Consider the following 20674-nt stretch of genomic DNA (forward strand, 5'->3'; position numbering starts at 1 on the left):
CAGGCCCAAAGACCTCTTGACACCTCACGCTGAGTGCTCTGAACTGCGCGTTCTCGCCCTGTCGGCCACCGAGAACTTCACTCGGCCGGACCAGTCCCGGGTCCGCACCAGTGCGGGCCCGGGACTGTGCGTCAGGCTCTCAACGTCGCGCCGAACCGGTCGGCGGCGGTCGCCAGGGCCGCGTCGCGCGCCGCCGTGGCCTCCTCGACGGTCAGCGTCCGGTCCGGCGCGCGCAACCGCAGCGCGTAGGCCAGCGAGCGCTTGCCCCCGCCGACCTGCTCGCCGGTGAACACGTCGAACAGCCGCAGGTCCTCCAGCAGCTCGCCGGCGCCGTCGCGCAGCGCCCGCGCCACCTCGGCGGCGGGCACCGCGGCGTCCACCACCACGGCCACGTCCAGCAGGACCGGCGGGTAGGCCGACACGACCGGCGCGGGCCGGTGGTCGACCAGCGGCAGCGCGTCGAGGTCCAGCTCGAACGCCACCGCGCGCTTGGGCAGCCCGAGCGCCTCCACGACCTTCGGGTGCAGCTCGCCCGCGTGACCCACCGGCCAGTCGCCCACCCGCAGCTCGGCGCACCGGCCCGGGTGCCACGGCGCCAGGTCCGACGCCACGACGGTCAGCTCCACGCCGTACGCCGCGCCGACCAGCCGCGCGGCCTGCACCGCGTCCGCCCAGTCCGCCGCACGGCCCGCGCCCCACCAGCCGGCCGACTCGCGCCGGCCCGCCAAGACACCGGCCACGTGCACCGGCTGCCGCGGCAGCGCGGCGTCCAGCGACGCCACCACCTCGGCCGACGGCCGCTCGCCGATCCCGACCTCGGGCACCGGCACCTGCTGCGCGCGCGGCAACGTCACCTGCGCGACCGCGTAGAGCGCCACGTCCTTGGCGCCGCGCGCCAGGTTGCGCTGCAAGGTCTCCAGCAGCCCCGGCACCAGCGTGGTGGCCAGCGCGTGCTTGTCCGACTCCAGCGGGTTGAGCACGCTGACCGTCCGGCGGCGCACGTCGTCGGCGGGCAGCCCGAGCGCGTCGAACACCGGCGGCGCGAGGAACGGGAACGGCTTGACCTCGACGAACCCGTTCTCGGCCAGCGCGCGCGACACCGTCCGGCGGCGCCGCTGCCGCTCGGTCAGCCCGCGACCGGCGGGCACCGGCGGCAGCGTGGAGGGGATCGTGTCGTAGCCCTCCAGCCGCAGCACCTCCTCGACCAGGTCGGCGGGCTGGGTGAGGTCGGCCCGCCAGGTCGGCGGCACGGCGGTGACCTGGGTCGAGCCGTCGTCGCCGGTGCTCACCTCGACCAGGCAGCCGATCTGGCCCAGCCGGCGGGCCGTGACGCCGCGCGCGTAGCGCACGCCGGCCACCCGGTCGGGCAGGTCGATCGGCATCGTCACCGGGGAGGGCGGCGCGGGCTTGCCCACGTCGGTGCGGCCGGGCCGGATGCTCCCCTCGGCGAGCAGGTGCAGCAGCCGCGCGGCGCGCTCCAGCGCGACCGGGGCCAGCGCCGGGTCCACGGTCCGCTCGAACCGCTTGGCCGCCTCGGAGGGCAGCTTGTGCCGCCGCACGGTCCGCGCGATCGACTTCGGGTCCCAGTTCGCGGCTTCCAGCAGGATGTCCGTGCTGGTGTCGCGGACCTCGGTGGACGCGCCGCCCATGACGCCGGCCAGCGAGATCACGCCGCTGTCGTCGGCGATCACGACGTCGTCCGGGTCCAGCGCGCGCACCGACTCGTCCAGCGTGGTCAGCTTCTCGCCCGCGGTCGCCCGGCGGACCACGAGCCCGCCCCGGACCGCGGCCGCGTCGAACGCGTGCAGCGGCTGGCCGAGCTCCAGCATCACGTAGTTGGTCACGTCGACCGGCAGCGAGATGGACCGGATGCCCGCGAGCATCAGCCGCCGGCGCATCCACCACGGCGTGGGCGCGGTCGGGTCGACCCCGGTCACCCGCCGGGCCACGAACCGGGAGCACCCGGTCGGGTCCTCGATGTGCACGGGCAGCACCTCGCCCTCGCCCTCCGGCACCTCGGCCAGGCCGGGGTCGCCGAACGGCACGTCGAACGCGCACGAGATCTCGCGTGCCAGACCGCGCACCGAGAACGCGTAGCCGCGGTCGGGGGTGGGCGCCAGCTCGATCACCGTGTCGCCCAGGCCGAGCAGCTCCCGGGCGTCGTCGCCGGGCTGCGCGGTGCCGCTGGGCAGCACCAGGATGCCCGCGTGGTCGTCGCCCAGGCCCAGCTCGCGGGCCGAGCAGATCATGCCCTGGCTGATCCGGCCGTAGGTCTTGCGCTCGGCGATGGCGAAGTCGCCGGGCAGCACCGCGCCGGGCAGCGCCACCACGACGGTGTCGCCCTCCACGAAGTTGCGCGCGCCGCAGATGACGGAGTTGACCTGGTCGGGGCCCACCTCGACCCGGCAGTACCGGATCGGCTTCTTGAACTCGGTCAGCTCCTCGACCTCGACCACGCGGCCCGCGACGAGCGGCCCGGTGACGGTGCCCAGGGTGTGGACGTCCTCCACCTCCAGGCCGATCCGCACGAACGCCTCGGCGATCGCCTCAGGCGTGGGCAGCTCGGCGAACTCGAGGTGCTCGACCAGCCAGGTAACCGGGATACGCACCGGTCATGCCTCCGTTCCGAATGGCTGGGTGAAGCGGACATCGCCTTCGACCATGTCGCGCATGTCGGGCAGGCCGTTGCGGAACTGGAGGGTGCGCTCCAGGCCCATGCCGAACGCGAAACCGGAGTACACCTCCGGGTCGACGCCGCAGTTGCGCAGCACGTTCGGGTTGACCATGCCGCAGCCGCCCCACTCGACCCAGCCCGCGCCGCCCTTCTTCTCCGGGAACCACACGTCCACCTCGGCGGACGGCTCGGTGAAGGGGAAGAAGCTGGGCCGCAGCCGGGTCCGGGAGTCCTCGCCGAACATGGCCCGCGCGAACGCGTCGAGCGTGCCCTTCAAGTGGCCCATGGTCAGGCCCTTGTCCACGGCCAGGCCCTCGACCTGGTGGAACACCGGCGTGTGGGTGGCGTCCAGCTCGTCGGTGCGGAACGTGCGGCCGGGGCACACCACGTACACGGGAAGTTCGCGGTCCAACAGCGTGCGCGCCTGCACGGGACTCGTGTGGGTGCGCAGCACCAGACCGGAGCCTTCAGGGGCCACGTAGAACGTGTCCTGCATGGTGCGCGCGGGGTGGTCCTTGCCGAAGTTCAGGGCGTCGAAGTTGAACCACTCGGTCTCCAGCTCCGGGCCTTCGGCGACCTCGTAGCCCATGGCCACGAAGACGTCCCCGATGCGCTCGGCGAGCGTGGAGATGGGGTGGCGCGCGCCGCGCGGGACCCGGTCCCACGGCAGCGTGACGTCGACGGACTCCTCGCGCAGCACGCGCTCGTCGCGTTCGACCTGGAGCACGGCGCGGCGCTCCTCGAACGCGAGCTTGACCGCGTTCTGCGCCTCGTTCACCCGCTTGCCCGCGTCGGCCTTCGCGGCCGGCGGCAGCGCGCCGATCTCGCGGCGGGCCAGCAGCACGGGGGCGCGGTCACCCAGGTGGCCCGGCTTGGCGGCGGCGAGCTCGTCGAGGTCGACCGCCTTCGCGAACGCCTCCCGGGCCTGCGCCACCGCCGTGTCGAGCGCCTCCGGTGAGAGCGCCGCGACCTGCTTGGGGTCGTACGGGTCGTTGGCTCCGGACATGGTTGGTGGACAGCTCCCGTCGCGTGCCGTGTGAGAGCCACCCCGTCTTGGGCACGGAGCGGCGGGTCGATCCTAGGTGATCGGGCCGGGAGCGGGTCCACCGCGGCCGTGACTGACCCGTTACCCGTGATCCACCGTGAGGTCGATCTCCGCCGGCGGGGCCGCGCCGACCCCTCACCGGCGGCGTCCGCGCTGGTCAGGGCACCGGCGCGGACGCAGTGTCGGTGGGTGCCGGCACAGTGTGTGCCACGAGCCGCCGACCCGGCGGGCGAACCGCCGAAAACCGGGTCCGCCGCCGTCGACGCGCACCTAGAATCGACTGTCCGACGTACCTGACCCGAGGTGAATTCCACTCCAATGGCACACACCTTCGGTGTCGACCTGCGCGGGATCATCGATCTGCTCAGCCACCACCTCTACAGCAGTCCCCGCGTGTACGCGCGTGAGCTGCTGCAGAACGCGGTGGACGCGATCACCGCCCGACGCGCGCTCCACCCGGACGCGCCCGGCGAGGTGGTGATCGAGCCGATCGACTCCGGCACGGGCGGCACCCTGCGCATCACCGACACCGGCATCGGCCTGACCGAGCGCGAGGTGCACGACCTGCTGTCCACCCTGGGCCGCACCTCCAAGCGCGACGAGCTGGGGTTCGCCCGCCAGGGCTTCCTCGGCCAGTTCGGCGTGGGCCTGCTCTCGGCCTTCCTGGTCGCCGAGCGGATCCGGCTCGTGTCGCGGTCCGCGAAGGGCGGGCCGGCCGTGCGCTGGACCGCCGACTCGGCCGGCAACTACGAGGTGGAGACCCTCGACGAGGAGGTGGCCGTCGGCACCACCCTCGAACTGGTGCCGCACCGCGACTCCGAGCACTGGCTGGAGCGCGAGGTCGTGCGCGCCCTCGTCGCCGAGTACGGCGAGCTGCTGCCCTACCGGGTGACGGTGGCCGGCGAGGTGCTGACCAGCGAGGCGCTGCCGTGGCTGGACGACCCGCTCGGCTACGGGGCGCGGGTGCTGGGCGTGCAGCCGTTCGACGCGATCCCGGTCGAGGTGCCGACCGTGGGCCTGACGGGCGTCGCGTACGTGCTGCCGCGCGGCGTGCACCCCGGCGCGCGCCAGTCGCACCGCGTCTACCTCAAGCGGATGCTCGTCGGTGACTCGATCGAGGGCCTGCTGCCCGAGTGGGCGTACTTCATCCGCTGCGTGGTCGACTCGTCCTCGCTGCGGCCGACCGCCAGCCGCGAGTCGCTCTACCAGGACGAGACGCTGCTCGCGGTGCGCGAGGAGCTGGGCCGGCAGGTGCGGGACTGGCTGGTCCGGCTGGACGCGACCGACCCGGACCGCACGGCCGCCCTGCTCGACGCGCACCACCTGGGCATCAAGTCGCTGGCCCGGGTGGACGACGAGATGCTGCGGCTGGTCGAGCGGTGGCTGCCGTTCGAGACCACCGACGGCGCGCAGTCGCTGCGCCTGTTCAAGCGCAAGCACGGCACGATCTCGTTCGTGCCGGACGTGGACGAGTTCCGCCAGCTCGCGCCGGTCGCGCACGCGCAGGGCATGGGCCTGCTCAACGCGGGCTACGCCTACGACGTGGAGATCATGGACCGGCTGGTCGCGCTGGACGGCCCGGCGGCCGCCCGGCGGGTCGCGCCGGGTGAGGTGCTGGCCGCCCTCGGCGACCCGGAGCCGGAGGTCGAGCGGGCCCTGCGGGACCGGCTGGCGCTGGCCAAGGACGTGCTGGAGCGGCACGACTGCGAGGCCGTGCCCCGCGACTTCGACCCCGGTTCGCTGCCCGCGCTGCTGGTCACGAACGTGGAGGGCGAGCGCAAGCGGGACGTGGAGCAGGCCGGCGAGCAGGCCGACCCGCTGTGGGCGGAGCTGCTGGGCAGCCTGGTCTCGGCCGAGTCCGACGCCTCCCAGCGGCTGGTGCTCAACTGCCGCAACCCGCTGGTGCGGCGGCTGGCCGGGCTCCACGACTCGGCGCTGGTGGAGCTGACGGTGGAGTCGCTGTACGTGCACGCCCTGCTGCAGGCGCGGCGGCCGATGCGCCCCAAGGACACCGCCGCGTTGAACCGCTCGTTCCTGGAACTGCTGGACCGCGCCGTCGGAGGCCACGCGTGAGCGACGAGAAGAACGCCGCCGAACAGCAGTTCGTCGAGGCGTACCACCTGCCCGAGGGCATGGCCCGGCACGAGGCGCTGGAGCGCGCCGCGCGGACCGCCGACGCGGTGGACCACCTGCCGCTGGCCGTGAGCTGCCGGATCGCCCTGCTGCGCTCGGCCTACGACCTGGGCCGCTACGACCTGATGCTGGCCCCGTTCGCGTGGTGCGGCGCGGCCGAGAAGCGCGACCCGACCGCGTTCGACGAGTGGGAGACGCACAGCTACGACTGGGCGCACAAGTGGATCGTGAGCGGCCTGATCGCCGACCCGAGGTTCTCGCTGGCCCAGATCGGGTCGTTCGTGGACCAGCTCACCACCCGCTACCAGCAGCACGGGTTCTCGATGCAGCCGGTGCACGGGGCGCGCGCCGACCTCGCCGAGCACATCGGCGACGAGGCGGCCTACCGCGAGCACTTCGCGCGCTACCTGGCGATGGACCGCGGCCCGATGAGCGACTGCGAGGCGTGCGTGGTCGAGGAGCAGGCCGGGCACCTGATCCGGCAGGGCCGGTTCGCCGAGGCCGTCGCGCACGCCGAGCAGCAGTTGGAGAAGGAGACCGGCTGCGCGACCCAGCCGCAGGGCATCCTGACCACGCTGGCCCCCGCGTTCGTGACGCTGGGCGAGCTGGAGCGGGCGCGGCAGGCGCACACCGTGGCCTACCGGCTGGTCCGCGACGACCAGTACGGCGGCTACCAGGACGACCACCTCGTGTTCTGCGCGACGTCGGGGAACGTGCAGCGCGGCGTCGAACTGCTCCAGCGGCAGCTGCACCGCGTGCACCACGCCCCGTCGCCCTCGCAGGCGATGCACTTCGCGGCCGGCGCGGCGCTGCTGCTGAGCCGGGTCGCGCAGCCGGTGGAGTTCGCCGTGCCCAAGGACGGCCAGGTCGAGGTGCTGACCGCCGGGGCGCTGCGCGAGCTGCTGGAGGAGCGGGCGCTGACCATCGCGGCGCGCTTCGACGAGCGCAACGGCACCGACGCGGTCAGCCGCCGGATCAAGGCGAAGCTGGCGCTGGAGGACACCGCCCACGTGCCGCTGGCGGTGCCGGTCCCGACCGAGCCCGAGCCCGAGCCGGACGAGGAGCCGGTGGTGGCGGCCGACCCGGTGGAGCTGGCCCGCGAACTGGGCGAGGCGTTCGACCGGGGCGACTTCATCACCGGCATCCGGCTGCTCAGGTCGCTGCCCGCCGACCTGGAACCGCTGCTGCCCGAGGGCCTGGCGGCGGTCGTGGCGGCCCGGCGCGCGCTGGTCGGCCGGCAGTCCCGGCAGCCGGCCGAGGTGCGCGCCGAGCTGGACGCGGCCGTCGGGCGGCTGGCCGCGGCGGGCGAGGCCGACCTGGCCAACCGCTACCGGTGCCGCGGCGCGGTGCTGCTGGCCGAGGAGGAGGGCCCGGAGGCCGGCACGCTGGTGGCGCGCGAGTGCGTGGCCGAGGCCGACCGCGCCGGCGCGCCGCACACCCGGGTGCTGTCCCGGCTGCTGCTGGCCGACCTGCTCGCCGACGTGGACGAGTACGACCAGCAGGGCGAGCTGGTGGCGGCCGCGCTGGCGCTGGCCGAGGCGGAGGTCCCGGACCTGGTGTCGCGGGCGCGCTGCGACCTGGCCCAGCACCGGGCCACGATCGGCGAGCTGGACGAGGCGACCGCGCTGATCGAGGGCATCCTCGCGGACGGGCCGTCGCCGTCGGTGCGGTTCGACGCGCTGCGATTGCGGCTGAAGATCGAGACCGTGCGCGGCGACACCGCGGCGCTGGAGACGGCCACCGAGTTCGTCACCGCGTTCAGCACGCCGCGCGGCCCGTGGACCGCCGAGACGCACCGGCAGCGGGTGGCGTCGATCGAGCGGCTCGGCGTCGAGGAGCAGCACCTGGAGGAGCTGCGCGCGGCGATCGCGGCCGGTCACGAGGTGGGCGTGCCCGAGGACGTGGCGAAGGCGTGCCACGCGCTGTCCGGCGGCTACCTCAAGACGAACCGGATCGTGGAGGCCGCCGAGGCGCTGGAGGAAGCGGTCCGCGTCATCGAGGGCCACGACGTGTCGCACGACTTCGTGGTGCCCGTGCGGTACCGGCTGGCGCAGGCGTGCTCGCGGCTGGACGAGAACGAGGCGGCCCGCCGGCACCTGGAGGTGGCGCTGCCGCTGGTGCCGGCCGACGAGCCGTGGCGGCGGGCGCTGGTGCTCGACGTGCTGGGCGGCGTGCTGCGCCGGCTCGACGAGCCGCTGGAGGGTGCCCGCGCGTACGCCGAGGCGGCCCGCGCGTGGCAGGAGGTGCCGGACGAGGCCGAGGCCGCCGGGTCGTGGGTCGAGTCGGCGGCGGCCCTGCCGAAGGAGGAGCACACCGCGACCGTCGAGGCGCTGGAGGCGGCCGAGGTGCTGCTGCCCGCCGTCGAGGACGAGGACCACCGGACGCACCTGGCGGCGCGGATCGCGGCGATCCGGGCGTTCCTGCACTACCAGGCCGGCGACCACGCGGCGGCGATCGAGCAGAACGGGGTGGCGGAGGAGCTGGCGGCGCGCCTGGAGGACGTCGACTGGCAGACGTTCCTGGCCCAACGCGGCGCGCGCTTCCTGCTGGAGGGCGGCGACCCGGCCAACGCCGAGGCCGAGGCCCGCCGGGCAGCGGCCCTGGTGAACGACGAGACGCCACCGCAGATCGTCGGCGACACCGCGAACGTCCTGGAGGAGTCCCTTCGAGCGCAGGACAAGCCCACCGCCAACGACCCGATCCTCCGCTCCCTGACCACCCGCCTCGACAACTGACCGACTCCCCGGTGCCCCGCTCGACCAGGCGGGGCACCGAGGCCCGCCCGCTCGGGTGTGCGGGGCCACGAGTCCGGCGCGGTCACCTGGGAGCCGGCGCGGGGCACCGAGGTCCGGTGCCGGGCGGACGATGAGAGCGCTCTCACTCGCGGAGCGGGCCGGCGGCGTGGCGGAATCACTGCGTGCTAGCGGTGTGCCGGGCTCTCGCTCGGGCCCGGCGGACCAGCGGACGCGGGGATTCGCGGCTCGGCGACCCGCAGACCTGCGGCTCAGCAGACCTGCGGCTCAGCGGGCCGGCGGCTCAGCGGGCCGGCAGTTCAGCGGCTGGTGCGTTGGGCGCGGGCGGAGGCGTAGAGGCAGACGGCTGCGGCGGTGGCCAGGTTGAGGCTTTCCGCGCCGCCGTAGATCGGGACCTTCAGCGACGTGTCCAGGGTGGCGACCACCTCGTCCGGCAGGCCGTGTGCCTCGCTGCCGAACACCCACGCCGTCGGCTGCTCCAGATCGCCCCGCAGGTCGGCCGTGACCAGGTCTTCTTCCGCGTAGCCGTCCGCCGCGACCAGGCGCAGGCCGGCCGCGCGGCAGGCCGCGAACACCTCGTCGGCCGAGCGCGAGCGCGAGATCGGCAGGTGGAACACACTGCCGGTGGACGCGCGGACGCACTTGCCGTTGTGCGGGTCGACCGTGTCGCCCGCGAACACCACGGCGTCGGCTCCGGCCGCGTCGGCGACCCGGGCGACCGTGCCCGCGTTGCCGGGGTCGGCCACGCCGTGCAGGACCGCCACCAGCCGGGCGCCGGTCAGCGCCAACGGCACTTCGACCAGGTCGCACACGGCCACGATGCCTTGGGGCGTCACGGTTTCCGACAGGGCCGCCGCCGCTTTGTCGGTGACGCCGCTGACCGGCACGCCGGCGTCGAGCGCCGCGCGCACCAGTTCGGGGTTGCGGTCCGCGGCGACCGCGGTGACGAACAGCTCGTGCACCCGTCCCCGCCCGGCGGTCGACCAGGCCAGTGCTTCGCGCACCGCCTGCGCGCCTTCGGCGAGGAACCGGCCGGCGCGGTCGCGGCCGGGGCGGCGGGTCAGGTGTCGAGCGGCAACGACCCGAGGAGTCCGTTCGGTGAACGGAGCGTCCTCGGGTCGTGGTGCAGTGCTCAGGCGTTGTCCTCGACCGGCGCGTTCACGTCGGCGGGCAGCGCGGCCTTCGCCAGCTCGACCAGCGCGGCGAACGCGCCCGGGTCGCTGACGGCCAGCTCGGCCAGGATCTTGCGGTCCACCTCGATCTCGGCGAGGCGGAGACCCTGGATGAAGCGGTTGTAGGTCATGCCGTTGGCGCGGACACCGGCGTTGATGCGCTGGATCCACAGCTTCCGGAAGTCGCCCTTGCGCGCGCGGCGGTCGCGGTACGCGTAGTTGAGCGAGTGGAGCACCTGCTCCTTGGCCTTGCGGTACAGCCTCGAACGCTGCCCGCGGTAGCCGCTGGCCAGCTCAAGGGTGGTACGGCGCTTCTTCTGGGCGTTCACTGCCCTTTTGACGCGTGCCACGGGTCCATCCTGTCGATCTCGTGGGGCCGGTCAGGGCCCCGGGTGTTCACGGGGGGAGTGAAGGCTCAGAGCCCGAGCAGCTTCTTCAAGCGCGGCACGTCGTTCTTGGCGACCTCGGTGGTGCCCGAGAGGCGGCGCGTCAGCTTGCTGGACTTCTTCTCCAGCAGGTGGCGCTTGCCGGCCTTCTCCCGCATCAGCTTGCCGCTGCCGGTGACCTTCACTCGCTTGGAGGTCCCGCTGTGGCTCTTGTTCTTGGGCATGTCCGTCCTCGTCTCGTGCAGCCACCGGGGTGGGGCGGCCTTGCGTGCTCCCGGCCCGGGGGCCGGGAGTTCACTCCTCGGCAGACTCCGCGACTTCGGCGTCGGTGTCGGCGTCGCCGCCGTCCTGCCGCACCGGGCGGGTCTTCGTGGTCTTGTGCGGCGCCAACACCATGATCATGTTGCGGCCGTCCTGCTTCGGGTTCGACTCGACGAAGCCCAGCTCCGCGACGTCCTCCGCCAGCCTCTGGAGCAGCCGGTAACCGAGCTCGGGCCGGGACTGCTCACGGCCCCGGAACATGATGGTCACCTTGACCTTGTTCCCGTGCGACAGGAAGCGGGCCACGTGGCCCTTCTTCGTCAGGTAGTCGTGCGGGTCGATCTTCGGGCGGAGCTTCTGCTCCTTGATGACCGTCAGCTGCTGGTTCCGGCGCGACTCGCGGGCCTTCTGCGCGCTCTCGTACTTGAACTTGCCGTAGTCCATGAGCTTGCAGACCGGCGGCCTGGCCTGCGCGGCGACCTCGACGAGGTCGAGATCCGCTTCCTGGGCGAGTCGGAGCGCGTCCTCGATGCGAACGATCCCGACCTGCTCGCCGTTCGGCCCGACCAGACGAACCTCGGGCACGCGGATGCGGTCGTTGATGCGCGGCTCGGTGCTGACGGGGGCACCTCGGTTCGAGGGACTTGTCATTCACGTCCTTTGTGACTCGTGGTGCGCCAAAGACAAGAGGCCCCACACCTGTCCGGTGTGAGGCCCGCTTCCGACCGATCGCACAACGAACGGGCGCAGTCCACCCGTCGAGGTGACCGGACCCGGCCACCTGAGGCGGTGGAACGCGGGTGGGAGCGGGGCTCCACTTGCCGTCCCCACACGGGTGGGGACTGGTCGCGCGGAGAATACTACCAGACGGCCTTGTCAACCCCCGAACCGGCGACCCGTCCGAGGCGGTTGCGAGAATGGCTCCCGTGACCGACCTGCCTACCGACAACGTCCGCGACCTCTCCGATGTTCCGAGCATCGAGGTCATCAGCAAGGCGTCCATCATGCTGCTCTCGGCCGCCGCCGAGCGCCTGGGCCTGGCCGACGAGGACCCCGACACGAGCCCCCGGCGCGACCTGGACGAGGCCCGCCGGCTGATCACCGCGCTGGCCGGCCTGGTCACCGCCTCGGCGGAGTACCTGGGGCCGCACGCGGGCCCGCTGCGCGAGGGTCTGCAGTCCGTGCAGCGCGCGTTCCGCGAGGCGTCGATCGTGCCGGACGAGCCGGGCCAGGGTCCGGGCGAGAAGTACACCGGCCCGGTCTACTGACCCCGGTTCCCGAAGAGGTCCTCGGCACCGCGGCGTGCCGGGGACGACCGCCGGGTGAGCATGATCGGCAACCACCTCCGCCTGCACAGCACCGGCAAGGCGTGGCACGCGCTGGACCTCTTCGCCTGGATCTCGTAACCGCTCCCACCGCCGACCCAACGCGGATCAGTCGACTACCCCCGCGCTCCCGGTCCAACGCACCGGTCCGGCGGAGTGCAACGCGCGTGACTGGCGTGGCAGGGCCTGGGACCTGGGCACGGCCGGCGGAGTGCAAGGCGCGTGACTGGCGTGGCGGGGCCCAGGGACTGGGCACGGCCGGCGGGATGGAACAGCGGCTTGTGCTGATCGCTCCGCACTGTCGTACCCCTGTGGTTAGGTATGTGCGAGGGGTGCTCCCAACCGGGGTACGCCTTTTTACGACTTCTCTCAGATCGCCCGAAGAGATTGTGGTGGGCGGCCTCGCTGCCTAGGCTTCTCGGCGGTTCGCGCGAACCTCCTTGCCGCGAAGTACCAGCACATAGGGAGACCCGTCATGGGAGAGTTCGGCGCGCCCTGGAGACGACGCTGGAGACCGTTGACCGGGGTCGCCGCCGGCACGGTGTTGACCCTGGCGCTCGCGACCGCACCGGCCTCCGCCCAAACCGCCGCCGCCCCGCCCACCCCCGCACGAACCGACCCTGCACAAACCTCCGCAGCTCAACCCTCCGCAGCTCAACCCTCCGCAGCGCAGCCCTCCGCAGCGCAATCCCCCGCAGCGCGGCAGCCCGTCATCGTGGGCGCGAACAGCACCGACGCGATCCCCGACCGGTACATCGTGGTCCTCAAGGCGCCGAACCGGGCGGACGCCGTCGCCGGGCGGGCGGGGGCGCGGATCACCCACCGGTACCGGAGCGTGGTGAACGGGTTCGCCGGGGCGATGAGCGAGTCGGCCGCCAAGCGGCTGGCCGCCGACCCCGAGGTCGCCTACGTCGCACAGGACCGGGTGGTCCGCACCGCGACCGACCAGGTCGACCCGCCTTCGTGGGGCCTCGACCGGGTCGACCAGCGCGACCTCCCGCTCAACCGCCACTTCGACGACGCCGAGACCGGCGCGGGCGTGCACGTCTACGTGCTCGACACCGGGATCCGGGCGTCGCACCAGGACTTCGGCGGGCGGGCCAGTTTCGACGCCAACACCCTCGACACCGACAACACCGACTGCAACGGCCACGGCACGCACGTCGCCGGCACGGTCGGCGGCACGGCGTTCGGGGTGGCCAAGCAGGCCCGGCTGCACGCGGTGAAGGTGTTGGGCTGCAACGGCGCCGGCACGGTGGCCAGCGTGGTCGCCGGGGTGGACTGGGTGACCGCGAACCACGTCAAGCCGGCCGTCGCGAACATGAGCCTGACCGCCGGCGCGAACGACCTGATCGACGCGGCCGTGCAGCGGTCGATCGACGCGGGCATCACCTACGCGGTGGCGGCGGGCAACCGCAACGAGGACGCGTGCGGCACGTCTCCCGCGCGGGTGCCGGACGCGCTGACCGTGGCGGCGACGGACAGCTCGGACCGGCGGGCGACGTTCTCCAACAAGGGCCCGTGCGCGGACCTGTTCGCGCCGGGCGCGGGCATCCGGTCCGACTGGCACACCGGCGACACGTCCACGATGTACATGGACGGCACGTCGATGGCCACGCCGCACGTGACCGGCGCGGTGGCGCTGCACCTGTCGGTGCGGCCGGACGACTCGCCGGCGTCGGTGCGCGCGGCGGTCTCGTACGCGACGACCCGGGGCCGGGTCGCGGACGCCGCCGGGACGCCGAACCTGCTGCTCTACACCGGGGTGGTCACGCCCGAGACGCCCGGCGCGGACCGGCTGGCCCGCGGCGAGTCGCTCCTGGCGGGGCAGGGCAAGTACTCGTCGGACGGCGGGTTCCGGCTGGTCATGCAGCACGACGGCAACCTGGTGCTGTACACCGCGTACGGCGAGGCGCTGTGGGCCACCGACACCGGCGGCACCGACGCCGTCCGGGCGACCCTCCAGGACGACGGGAACGTCGTGCTCTACTCGGCCGACCGGGTCGCCCGCTGGTCCACCCGGACCTGGGGCACGACGGCCGACCGCCTGGTGGTGCAGGACGACGGGAACGTGGTGCTCTACGGCCCCGCCGGAGAGGTGTTCTGGCACCGCAAGCAGTGAAAACCCACACCGGCACCGCAGGGCGGTGAGGCGTTACCTGGCGGCGCGCAGCCCGCACACCGCGAGCTGCCGCGCCGCCAGTGCCTCGACCACGGCGACGTCGCGCCGCCGCCACCCGTCGGCCGGGTCGTCCTCGAACCGGGCGAGTTCGCGCAGCGGGAGCGTGGTGAGGGCCTGCAACGCGAGCAGGTCGAACCGCCGGGTGTCGCGCAGCCGTGCGGTGGCGGCGGCCTTGCGGGCGTAGCGGACCCGCAGCGGGAGCCACGTGACGAGCAGGAACGCGACCGGCACGGCGATGAGCGCGATGGTCAGCCACAGCGCGGTGGTCTCGACGGCTTCGATCTGGCTGCGCCCGGCGTCGACCAGGGTGGCGCCGGCGTCGCGGCCCTTGTCCAGCGCCTCCCCCAGCTTGCCGCCGACCAGCGGCACCTCGCGGGCTTTGGCGGCGGCGTCGGTGAAGGTGTCGTGCAGCCCGCCGCCCGCCCGGGTCATCTGGTCCCCTGGGGCGCGCAGCGCCAGCACGGTGTCCCGGGCGACGAGTGCCGCGCTCACCCAGAACCACACCCACGCCGCCGCGAACAGGTCGGCGGTCAACTGTCGCCACAACCGGCCCGGCCGGTCCGCGTACCACTTCATGCCCGAAGCAATACCAGTCGGACGGGTGCCGCGGACGGTTGCCGCGCGCCTCGTTCGGACAACGGTTCGCCTTACCCTCACGGAACTTCCGGGTTCGACACCGCTACGGGCGGGCGGTTACCGCTGATCACGGCCCGTGCGGCCGGCTCGGGCCGGCCGGGGCAGGTCCGCGGCGGCCACGGCCGGGTGCCCGCGCCCGCTAGTGTCGGGACACGTGGGGACGACCTTCGGCGATCTGCTGCGCAAGCACCGGCGGCACGGGAAGCTGACCCAGGAGGAGTTGGCGGAGGGCTCCGGGGTGAGCGTCCGCGCGATCAGCGACATGGAGCGCGGCCGGGCCAAGGGTCCGCAGCGGCGCACGGTGGAGGCGCTGGCCGCGGTGCTGGAGCTGGACCGCGACGAATCGGACGCCCTGGTGGCGGCGGCGAAGGAAGGCCGGGTGCGGCGGCAGCCGGCGGTGGCCCCGTGCGCGTTGCCGCCGGACGTCACGGACCTGACCGGCCGGGAACCGGAGTTGGCCGCGTTGACCGAGGCGGCCGGTGCCGGCACGACGTCGGTGGTCGTGGTGCACGGTCCGCCGGGCGCGGGCAAGACGGCGCTCGCGGTGCGCGCCGGCTACCTGCTCGGGCCGAAGTTCGCCGACGGGTGCTTCTTCTTCGACCTGCGCGGCATGGACGCGCGGCCGGTGCTCCCGACGGAGGTGGTGCACCGGATGCTGCTGGCGCTGGGCGTGGAGCACCCGCCGCCGGGCGAGGCGGAGCGCTCCGACCTGTACCGGGAGCTGCTGCGCTCCCGTTCGACGCTGATCGTGCTGGACAACGCCGCCGACGAGGCGCAGGTGCGGCCGCTGCTGGCCACCGGGCTCGGCTCGCTGGTGCTGGTCACCTCCCGGCAGGTGCTGGGCGGGCTGGAGGCGGTCGCGCGGCTGGGCCTGGACGTGCTGGAGCGCGACGACTCGGTGGCGTTGCTGGGCGCGATCGCGGGCCGGTCGCGGGTGGCCGCCGAGGACGCGGCGGCGCGAGAGGTGGCCCGGCTGTGCGGGCACCTGCCGCTGGCGCTGCGGATCGCGGGCAACCGGCTGGCCGGCCGTCCCAAGTGGACGGTGGCGCACCTGGCCGGGCAGCTGGCCGACGAGCGGCGCCGGCTGACCGCGCTGACCGCGGGCGACCTGCAGGTGCGGACCGCGTTCGAGATGTCCTACCGGCAGCTCGACGGCAAGGCGGCGCTGCTGTTCCGGCGGCTGTCGCTCGCGCCGGGCGCGACGGTCACGCCGGAGTTGGCGGCGGTCGCGGCGGGCGTGGACCGGTACGCGGCGGAGGACACGCTCGAAGACCTGGTGGACATGAGCCTGCTGGACAGCGCGGACACGCCCGGTCGGTACGCGTTCCACGACCTGGTGCGGGTGTTCGCCGGGGAGCGGCTGGCGCGCGAGGAGCCCGACCACGACGACACCCGGCGGCGGGTGGTGTCGTGGCTGCTGGGCACGGCCGTGGCGGCGGCCGGGTTCTTCGGGCCGGAGGCCCGCACCGAGCCCGCCGGTCCGCTGCGCGGTCGGGCCGACGCGGACGCGTGGCTGTCCGCCGAGTCCGGCAACTGGCTGGGCGCGCTGCGGTGGGCCGCCGCGCACGGCTTGCACCGCGAGGTGCTGGACCTGGCGACCGCCGTGCACTGGTACTCCGACCAGCGCGGGACCGGCGACACGTGGGTGGAGGTGTTCACGGCCGGGGTCTCGGCGGCACGGGCGCTGGGCAGCGTCCGCGACGAGGCCGTGCAGCTGAACTTCCTGACGTGGACGTTGAGCGTGCTGCTGCGCCGGCCGCACGAGGCGCTCGCGCTGCACGACGAGGCGTGGCGGGCGGCGGTCGCGGCGGGGGACGTGGTCGAACAGGGCTGGGCGATGCACTACCGGTCCGCGTCCGAGATGCGGTCCGGCGACCTGGGCGCGGCGCGGGAGAGCGCGGCGCGGGCGCAGGAGTTGTTCCGCAGCGCGGAGTTCCGGCTGGGCGAGCAGATCTCGCTGTCGTGCCTGGGCCTGGTGCTGCACGGGCTGCGCCGCTACGAGGAGGCGGTGCGGGTTCACCGGCGGCTCGTGGCCGAGGTCCGGTCGGGGGTGCTCGACGTCGCGCCGGCGCTGGTGGACGAGATGCTGGCCAGCCTGCTGGTGCGGGTCGCGGACAGCCTGGTGGAGCTGGAGCGCTGGCCGGAGGTGCTGGCAGCCTCGTCCGAGGCGCTGGCGCACTCGGTCGCGGCCACCGCGCCGGCCACCACCTACGACGCGCGGTACCTGCGCGGGTTGGCGCTGCACCGGCTCGGCGACCCGGTCGGGGCGCGGGCCGAGCTGACCGGGGCGGCCGATCTCGCCACCGCGCGCCGGGACTACCGGGTGGGCGCGATGTTCGAGGAGCTGGCCGACGTGCACGACGAGCTCGGCGACCCGGACGCGGCAGGTGAGTGCCGTTCGCGGGCCGCCGAATCGCGGTCAGCCGATCGGTGATGCGTTCCTGGCCATCGCCGTGTGGTCCTTCCGTGGCGCGCGATTGGGATGTCCCCAGTCAACCGCCGTGCCGGGCCGCGCACCACGCAGAACAACCGGCAGAAGTACGCGGGTCACCCGGTCGGTGGGCGCCGCGCGCGGAGGTCACGGTCAGTCGCCCACCACGGCGAGCGCGTCGATCTCCACCAGCAGGCCCGCCGGCAGGCCGACGTAGACCGTGGTGCGGGCGGGGAACGGCTGCGCGGTGACGACCTGGCCGTAGGCCTCGTTCATCTCGCCGAAGTGGGCGGTGTCGGTGAGGTAGACGCGCAGCATCAGCACGTCGTCCAGCGACGCCCCGGCGGCCTCCAGCACCGCGACCACGTTGGCCAGGGCCTGCTTGGTCTGCTCGGCGACGGTCTCGCCGACGATCGCGCCGGACGGGTCGAACGCGACCTGGCCCGCGACCTGCAGCACGTTGCCCTTGCGGACCCCCTGCGAGAAGGCCGCGACGGGGGCGGGCGCGTTGGCGGTGCGGATCTCGGTCTTCGGCATGCCTGTTCTCCTGTGTGGGTTGGGTCTGAGCAGTGTCGGTTCAGTCGCGCGGGGACCAGCCGCACTCCAGGGACGCCGCGCGCGCGGTGGCGAGCAGGTCCGGCAGGTGGGCCATCAGGCCGTCGAAGTCGAGCATCACCTTGGGCACCGACATCGACAGCGCCGCCACGTACTCGCCGCGCGCGCCCCGGATGGGGACGGCGAGGCAGTGGATGAAGTCCTCGTGCTCGGCGTTGTCGACGGCGTACCCGTTGGCCCGGACCCGGTCCAGTTCCGCCAGGTACGCGGCGGGGGTGGTGATGGTGTTCGCGGTCAGCGGGACGAAGTCGATGGTCGCGGCGACTTCGCGGCGGCGGGCTTCCGGCAGGTCCGACAGCAGCACCTTGGCCACGGCCGTGCAGTGCAGCGGCGCGCGCCGGCCGATCCGCGAGTACATGCGCATCGGGTGGGTGCTGTCGTACTTGTCGATGTAGATGACCTCGCCGCCCTCGTAGGACGCCAGGTGCACGGTGTACCCGAAGCGGGCGTTGAGGTCGCGCAGGGCGGGTTCGGCCGCGCGGCGGACGTCCCGTTCTTCCAGCGCGCGGTTGGCGAGGTCGAACAGCGCCGCGCCGAGCCGGTAGTGGTGCACGCCGTCGCGTCTGACGAACCGGTGCGATTCCAGCGTGCGCAACAACCGCAGCGTGGTCGACTTGTGCACCTCGATCACGGCCGACAGCTCGTCCAGCGTCTTGGCGCCCTTCGCCAGCTCCCCCATCAGGGTCAACGCCCGGTCCAGGCTCTGACTCATCCCACTGCTCTCCTCAGGTGCGCGGCGGCCCACGTCGCCGGATCGGCGTCCAGCAGCGGCCCGGTCACCCCGGCCGGCAGCGGTTCGCCCACATCCTCGCTGGTGAGCAGAGCCGCGGCCGCCTGGAGGTGGCCGGCGCGCAGTCGGCGTGTCGGCTCCAGCCCGGCCAGGTGCGCGGCCAGGTAGCCGGCGGCGAAGCCGTCGCCCGCCCCGACCGGTTCCACGACGTCGACCTTGAGCGCCTCCTGGTAGGTGACCACGTCGTCCTCGACCAGGGTCGCGCCCTGGTCGCCCTGCTTGACCACGATCGCGCGCGGCGTGGGCAGCAGGGTGCGCAGCTTGGCCGGGTCACCGGTCCCCCAGACCGCTTCGGCCTCGTCCGCGCCGGTCAGCACGATGTCCGCGGCGTCGGCCAGTTCCAGCAGCACCGACGGGTCGCGGTCCGGCCACAGCGCCGGCCGCCAGTTGAGGTCGAAGGACACCAGGTGCCGGCGCGGCCGGGACAGCGCTTCGCGCAGCAACCCCAGGCAGCTCTCGGACAGCGCGGCGGTGATGCCGCTCAGGTGCAGCAGCCGCACGCCGTCGAGGTCGAGCCGGTCGAGCGTGTCGGGCCCCATCGCCGACGCCGCCGAGCCGCGCCGGTAGTACCGGACGGGGCTGCCCGCCGCGTCCGCTTCCTTCACGTAGAGACCGGTGGGCCGGGTCGGGTCCACCCGCACCCCGGACACGTCGACGCCCGCGCCGCGCACGAAGTCGAGCACGGCACCGCCGAACGCGTCGTCCCCCACCGCGCCCACCCACCGGCTGCGCAGCCCCAGCCGCGCCAGGTGGATGGCCACGTTGGACTCGGCGCCGCCGACGGCCCGCGTCCAGGTGCGCACCTCGCGCACCGGACCGGGTTCGGCGGGCACCAGCACCACCATGGTCTCGCCCAGGCACACCACGCCGCCCGTTAGGTCGAACCGCATCCGCTCCTCCGAGCCCTTTGATTGACGAGGCGGCAGCCGAATGTTACACAACTCATCATCACATCGCGCAATAGCCGTTGCGGAATACGCAACGTGAGGAGCGAGACAGTGGACATCGACCACGACGCCGTGGCCGCGATCCGCGCGGAGCGCGTGGACTGGCGGTTCAAGGGCCTGCCCGCGAGCACGTTCGGCACGACCATCGGGGAGGTGGCCGACCGCCGGCCCGACCTGTTCGCGGACGGCTTCGTCGGACCGCTGGTGGTGCTGGACGCCGACGCGCTGGAGCACAACCTGGCCACCATGGCGCGGTGGTGCGCCGGGCACGGCGTGGCGCTGGCCCCGCACGGCAAGACGACCATGGCACCCCAGCTCTTCGCCCGCCAACTGGAGCACGGCGCGTGGGGCATCACCGCCGCGAACACCAGCCAGCTGCGGGTGTACCGGGCGTTCGGGGTGCGGCGGGTCCTGCTGGCCAACCAGCTCGTCGACCCCGCCGGGCTCGCCTGGGTCGCCGCCGAGCTCGCCGCCGACCCGTCGTTCGAGTTCTCCTGCTGGGCGGACTCGGTGGCGGGTGTGGAGCGGATGACCGAAGCGCTCGGCGCTGTGCGCAGGCCGGTGGACGTGCTGGTGGAGCTGGGCGCGCCCGGCGGGCGGACCGGCGCGCGCGACCGGGCCACGGCGGTCGAGGTCGCCCGTGCCGTCGAGCGGAGCCCGGTACTGCGGCTGGCCGGCGTCGCCGGGTACGAGGGCGCGCTGGCGCACGACGCCTCCCCCACCGCGCTGTCCACTGTGGATAGTTACCTGGACGACCTGCGCGCGTTCGCCATTGAACTGCACGAGCTGTACGAGGTGGCCGAGCCGATCGTCACGGCCGGCGGCAGCGCGTACTTCGACCAGGTCGCCGCGAAACTCGGTGGGCGGTGGCCGTTCCCGGTGCTGCCCGTCGTGCGCAGTGGCGCGTACGTGACCCACGACGACGGCTTCTACCGGGGCATCTCGCCGTTCGGCCGGGTCGCGGGCGAGCAGCCCTTCCGGTCGGCGCTGCGGGCGTGGGCGCAGGTGACGTCCCGGCCCGAGCCGGGCCTCGCGCTGCTGACCATGGGCAAGCGGGACGCGTCGTTCGACGAGGGCCTGCCCGAGCCGCAGGTGGTGCGCGGCCGCGACGGCGTGCAGCGGCCGATCAAGGGGACCGTGACCGCGCTCAACGACCAGCACACGTTCCTGGCGCTGCCGGAGGGCGCTGCCGGAGAGGTGGAGGTCGGCGACTGGGTGGGCTTCGGGCTGTCCCACCCCTGCACGGTGTTCGACAAGTGGCAACTGCTCCCGGTGGTCGACGGCACCACCGTGGTCGACCTGGTGCGCACGTACTTCTGAGAAA

General features: G+C 73.7%; 16 protein-coding genes. 6 read left to right on the forward strand and 10 right to left on the reverse strand.

All coding sequences use genetic code 11. From position 1 onward, the window contains the following. Positions 1-131 precede the first annotated feature (131 nt). Both pheT and pheS read right to left on the reverse strand, forming a co-directional pair. Positions 132-2609, reverse strand: coding sequence for a phenylalanine--tRNA ligase subunit beta (gene pheT / locus BN6_RS31835; protein ID WP_015103956.1), 2478 nt, complete (start codon positions 2607-2609; stop codon positions 132-134). A 3-nt stretch (positions 2610-2612) separates the two neighbouring features. Then, positions 2613-3680, reverse strand: coding sequence for a phenylalanine--tRNA ligase subunit alpha (gene pheS, locus BN6_RS31840; protein WP_015103957.1), 1068 nt, complete (start codon positions 3678-3680; stop codon positions 2613-2615). 357 nt (positions 3681-4037) lie between these two features. On the opposite strand from pheS, the gene BN6_RS31845 reads away from it, so the two are divergent. Continuing rightward, entirely contained in the window at positions 4038-5792 is a 1755-nt protein-coding gene (locus BN6_RS31845) for an HSP90 family protein (RefSeq protein ID WP_015103958.1), read from the forward strand. Then, a complete protein-coding gene (locus BN6_RS31850) occupies positions 5789-8587 on the forward strand; it encodes a hypothetical protein (protein ID WP_015103959.1) in 2799 nt (932 codons plus the stop codon). The genes BN6_RS31845 and BN6_RS31850 overlap by 4 nt, the downstream gene beginning before the upstream one ends. A 317-nt stretch (positions 8588-8904) precedes the next feature. Here BN6_RS31850 and BN6_RS31855 read toward each other — a convergent pair whose 3' ends face one another. From BN6_RS31855 to infC, 4 genes are all read right to left on the reverse strand, one after another. Next, on the reverse strand, positions 8905-9741 hold the full coding sequence (locus BN6_RS31855; RefSeq protein WP_084672952.1) for a TrmH family RNA methyltransferase: 837 nt from the start codon (positions 9739-9741) through the stop codon (positions 8905-8907). Further along, entirely contained in the window at positions 9738-10127 is a 390-nt protein-coding gene (rplT, locus tag BN6_RS31860; protein ID WP_015103961.1) for a 50S ribosomal protein L20, read from the reverse strand. Before rplT ends, BN6_RS31855 begins: the two co-directional genes overlap by 4 nt. Positions 10128-10192: 65 nt before the next feature. Next, complete coding sequence (gene rpmI / locus BN6_RS31865) at positions 10193-10387, reverse strand: 50S ribosomal protein L35 (protein WP_015103962.1); 195 nt, start codon at positions 10385-10387, stop codon at positions 10193-10195. Positions 10388-10457: 70 nt separating this feature from the next. Further along, positions 10458-11075, reverse strand: a complete 618-nt coding sequence (infC, locus tag BN6_RS31870; protein ID WP_015103963.1) for a translation initiation factor IF-3 — start codon at positions 11073-11075, stop codon at positions 10458-10460. Positions 11076-11341: 266 nt separating this feature from the next. On the opposite strand from infC, the gene BN6_RS31875 reads away from it, so the two are divergent. Both BN6_RS31875 and BN6_RS31880 read left to right on the forward strand, forming a co-directional pair. Further along, positions 11342-11692 (forward strand): DUF1844 domain-containing protein, encoded by a 351-nt coding sequence (locus BN6_RS31875; protein ID WP_015103964.1) that lies wholly within the window; start codon positions 11342-11344, stop codon positions 11690-11692. A gap of 772 nt (positions 11693-12464) precedes the next feature. Then, complete coding sequence (locus BN6_RS31880; RefSeq protein ID WP_051075814.1) at positions 12465-13871, forward strand: S8 family serine peptidase; 1407 nt, start codon at positions 12465-12467, stop codon at positions 13869-13871. A gap of 33 nt (positions 13872-13904) precedes the next feature. Here BN6_RS31880 and BN6_RS31885 read toward each other — a convergent pair whose 3' ends face one another. After that, positions 13905-14507: a hypothetical protein gene (locus BN6_RS31885; RefSeq protein WP_015103966.1), complete on the reverse strand. Its 603-nt coding sequence runs from the start codon at positions 14505-14507 to the stop codon at positions 13905-13907. A 214-nt stretch (positions 14508-14721) separates the two neighbouring features. Here BN6_RS31885 and BN6_RS31890 point away from each other — a divergent pair, with 214 nt between their 5' ends. After that, positions 14722-17001, forward strand: coding sequence for an ATP-binding protein (locus tag BN6_RS31890; protein ID WP_041314777.1), 2280 nt, complete (start codon positions 14722-14724; stop codon positions 16999-17001). A 150-nt stretch (positions 17002-17151) separates the two neighbouring features. Here the strand turns inward: BN6_RS31890 and BN6_RS31895 are convergent, their stop codons facing one another. The 3 genes from BN6_RS31895 to BN6_RS31905 are packed head-to-tail and all read right to left on the reverse strand — an operon-like array spanning position 17152 to position 19293. Beyond that, positions 17152-17535 (reverse strand): RidA family protein, encoded by a 384-nt coding sequence (locus BN6_RS31895; RefSeq protein WP_015103968.1) that lies wholly within the window; start codon positions 17533-17535, stop codon positions 17152-17154. 40 nt (positions 17536-17575) lie between these two features. Further along, positions 17576-18325: an IclR family transcriptional regulator gene (locus tag BN6_RS31900; RefSeq protein WP_015103969.1), complete on the reverse strand. Its 750-nt coding sequence runs from the start codon at positions 18323-18325 to the stop codon at positions 17576-17578. Then, positions 18322-19293: a sugar kinase gene (locus tag BN6_RS31905; RefSeq protein WP_148303105.1), complete on the reverse strand. Its 972-nt coding sequence runs from the start codon at positions 19291-19293 to the stop codon at positions 18322-18324. The genes BN6_RS31900 and BN6_RS31905 overlap by 4 nt, the downstream gene beginning before the upstream one ends. Before the next feature lie 93 nt (positions 19294-19386). Here BN6_RS31905 and BN6_RS31910 point away from each other — a divergent pair, with 93 nt between their 5' ends. Continuing rightward, positions 19387-20670, forward strand: a complete 1284-nt coding sequence (locus BN6_RS31910) for an amino acid deaminase (protein WP_041314780.1) — start codon at positions 19387-19389, stop codon at positions 20668-20670. The last annotated feature ends 4 nt before the right edge of the window (positions 20671-20674 follow it).

The sequence above is a fragment of the Saccharothrix espanaensis DSM 44229 genome, from assembly GCF_000328705.1.
GTDB classification, from domain to species: Bacteria; Actinomycetota; Actinomycetes; order Mycobacteriales; family Pseudonocardiaceae; genus Actinosynnema; species Actinosynnema espanaense.

What these genes read in the sequence shown, in the direction of transcription:
- BN6_RS31885 (WP_015103966.1), bottom strand. Translation starts at nt 14,507, where the DNA reads ATGAAGTGGTACGCGGACCGGCCGGGCCGGTTGTGGCGACAGTTGACC.
- BN6_RS31895 (WP_015103968.1), bottom strand. Translation starts at nt 17,535, where the DNA reads ATGCCGAAGACCGAGATCCGCACCGCCAACGCGCCCGCCCCCGTCGCG.
- pheS (WP_015103957.1), bottom strand. Translation starts at nt 3,680, where the DNA reads ATGTCCGGAGCCAACGACCCGTACGACCCCAAGCAGGTCGCGGCGCTC.
- BN6_RS31845 (WP_015103958.1), top strand. Translation starts at nt 4,038, where the DNA reads ATGGCACACACCTTCGGTGTCGACCTGCGCGGGATCATCGATCTGCTC.
- BN6_RS31875 (WP_015103964.1), top strand. Translation starts at nt 11,342, where the DNA reads ATGGCTCCCGTGACCGACCTGCCTACCGACAACGTCCGCGACCTCTCC.
- rpmI (WP_015103962.1), bottom strand. Translation starts at nt 10,387, where the DNA reads ATGCCCAAGAACAAGAGCCACAGCGGGACCTCCAAGCGAGTGAAGGTC.
- BN6_RS31905 (WP_148303105.1), bottom strand. Translation starts at nt 19,293, where the DNA reads ATGCGGTTCGACCTAACGGGCGGCGTGGTGTGCCTGGGCGAGACCATG.
- BN6_RS31900 (WP_015103969.1), bottom strand. Translation starts at nt 18,325, where the DNA reads ATGAGTCAGAGCCTGGACCGGGCGTTGACCCTGATGGGGGAGCTGGCG.
- infC (WP_015103963.1), bottom strand. Translation starts at nt 11,075, where the DNA reads ATGACAAGTCCCTCGAACCGAGGTGCCCCCGTCAGCACCGAGCCGCGC.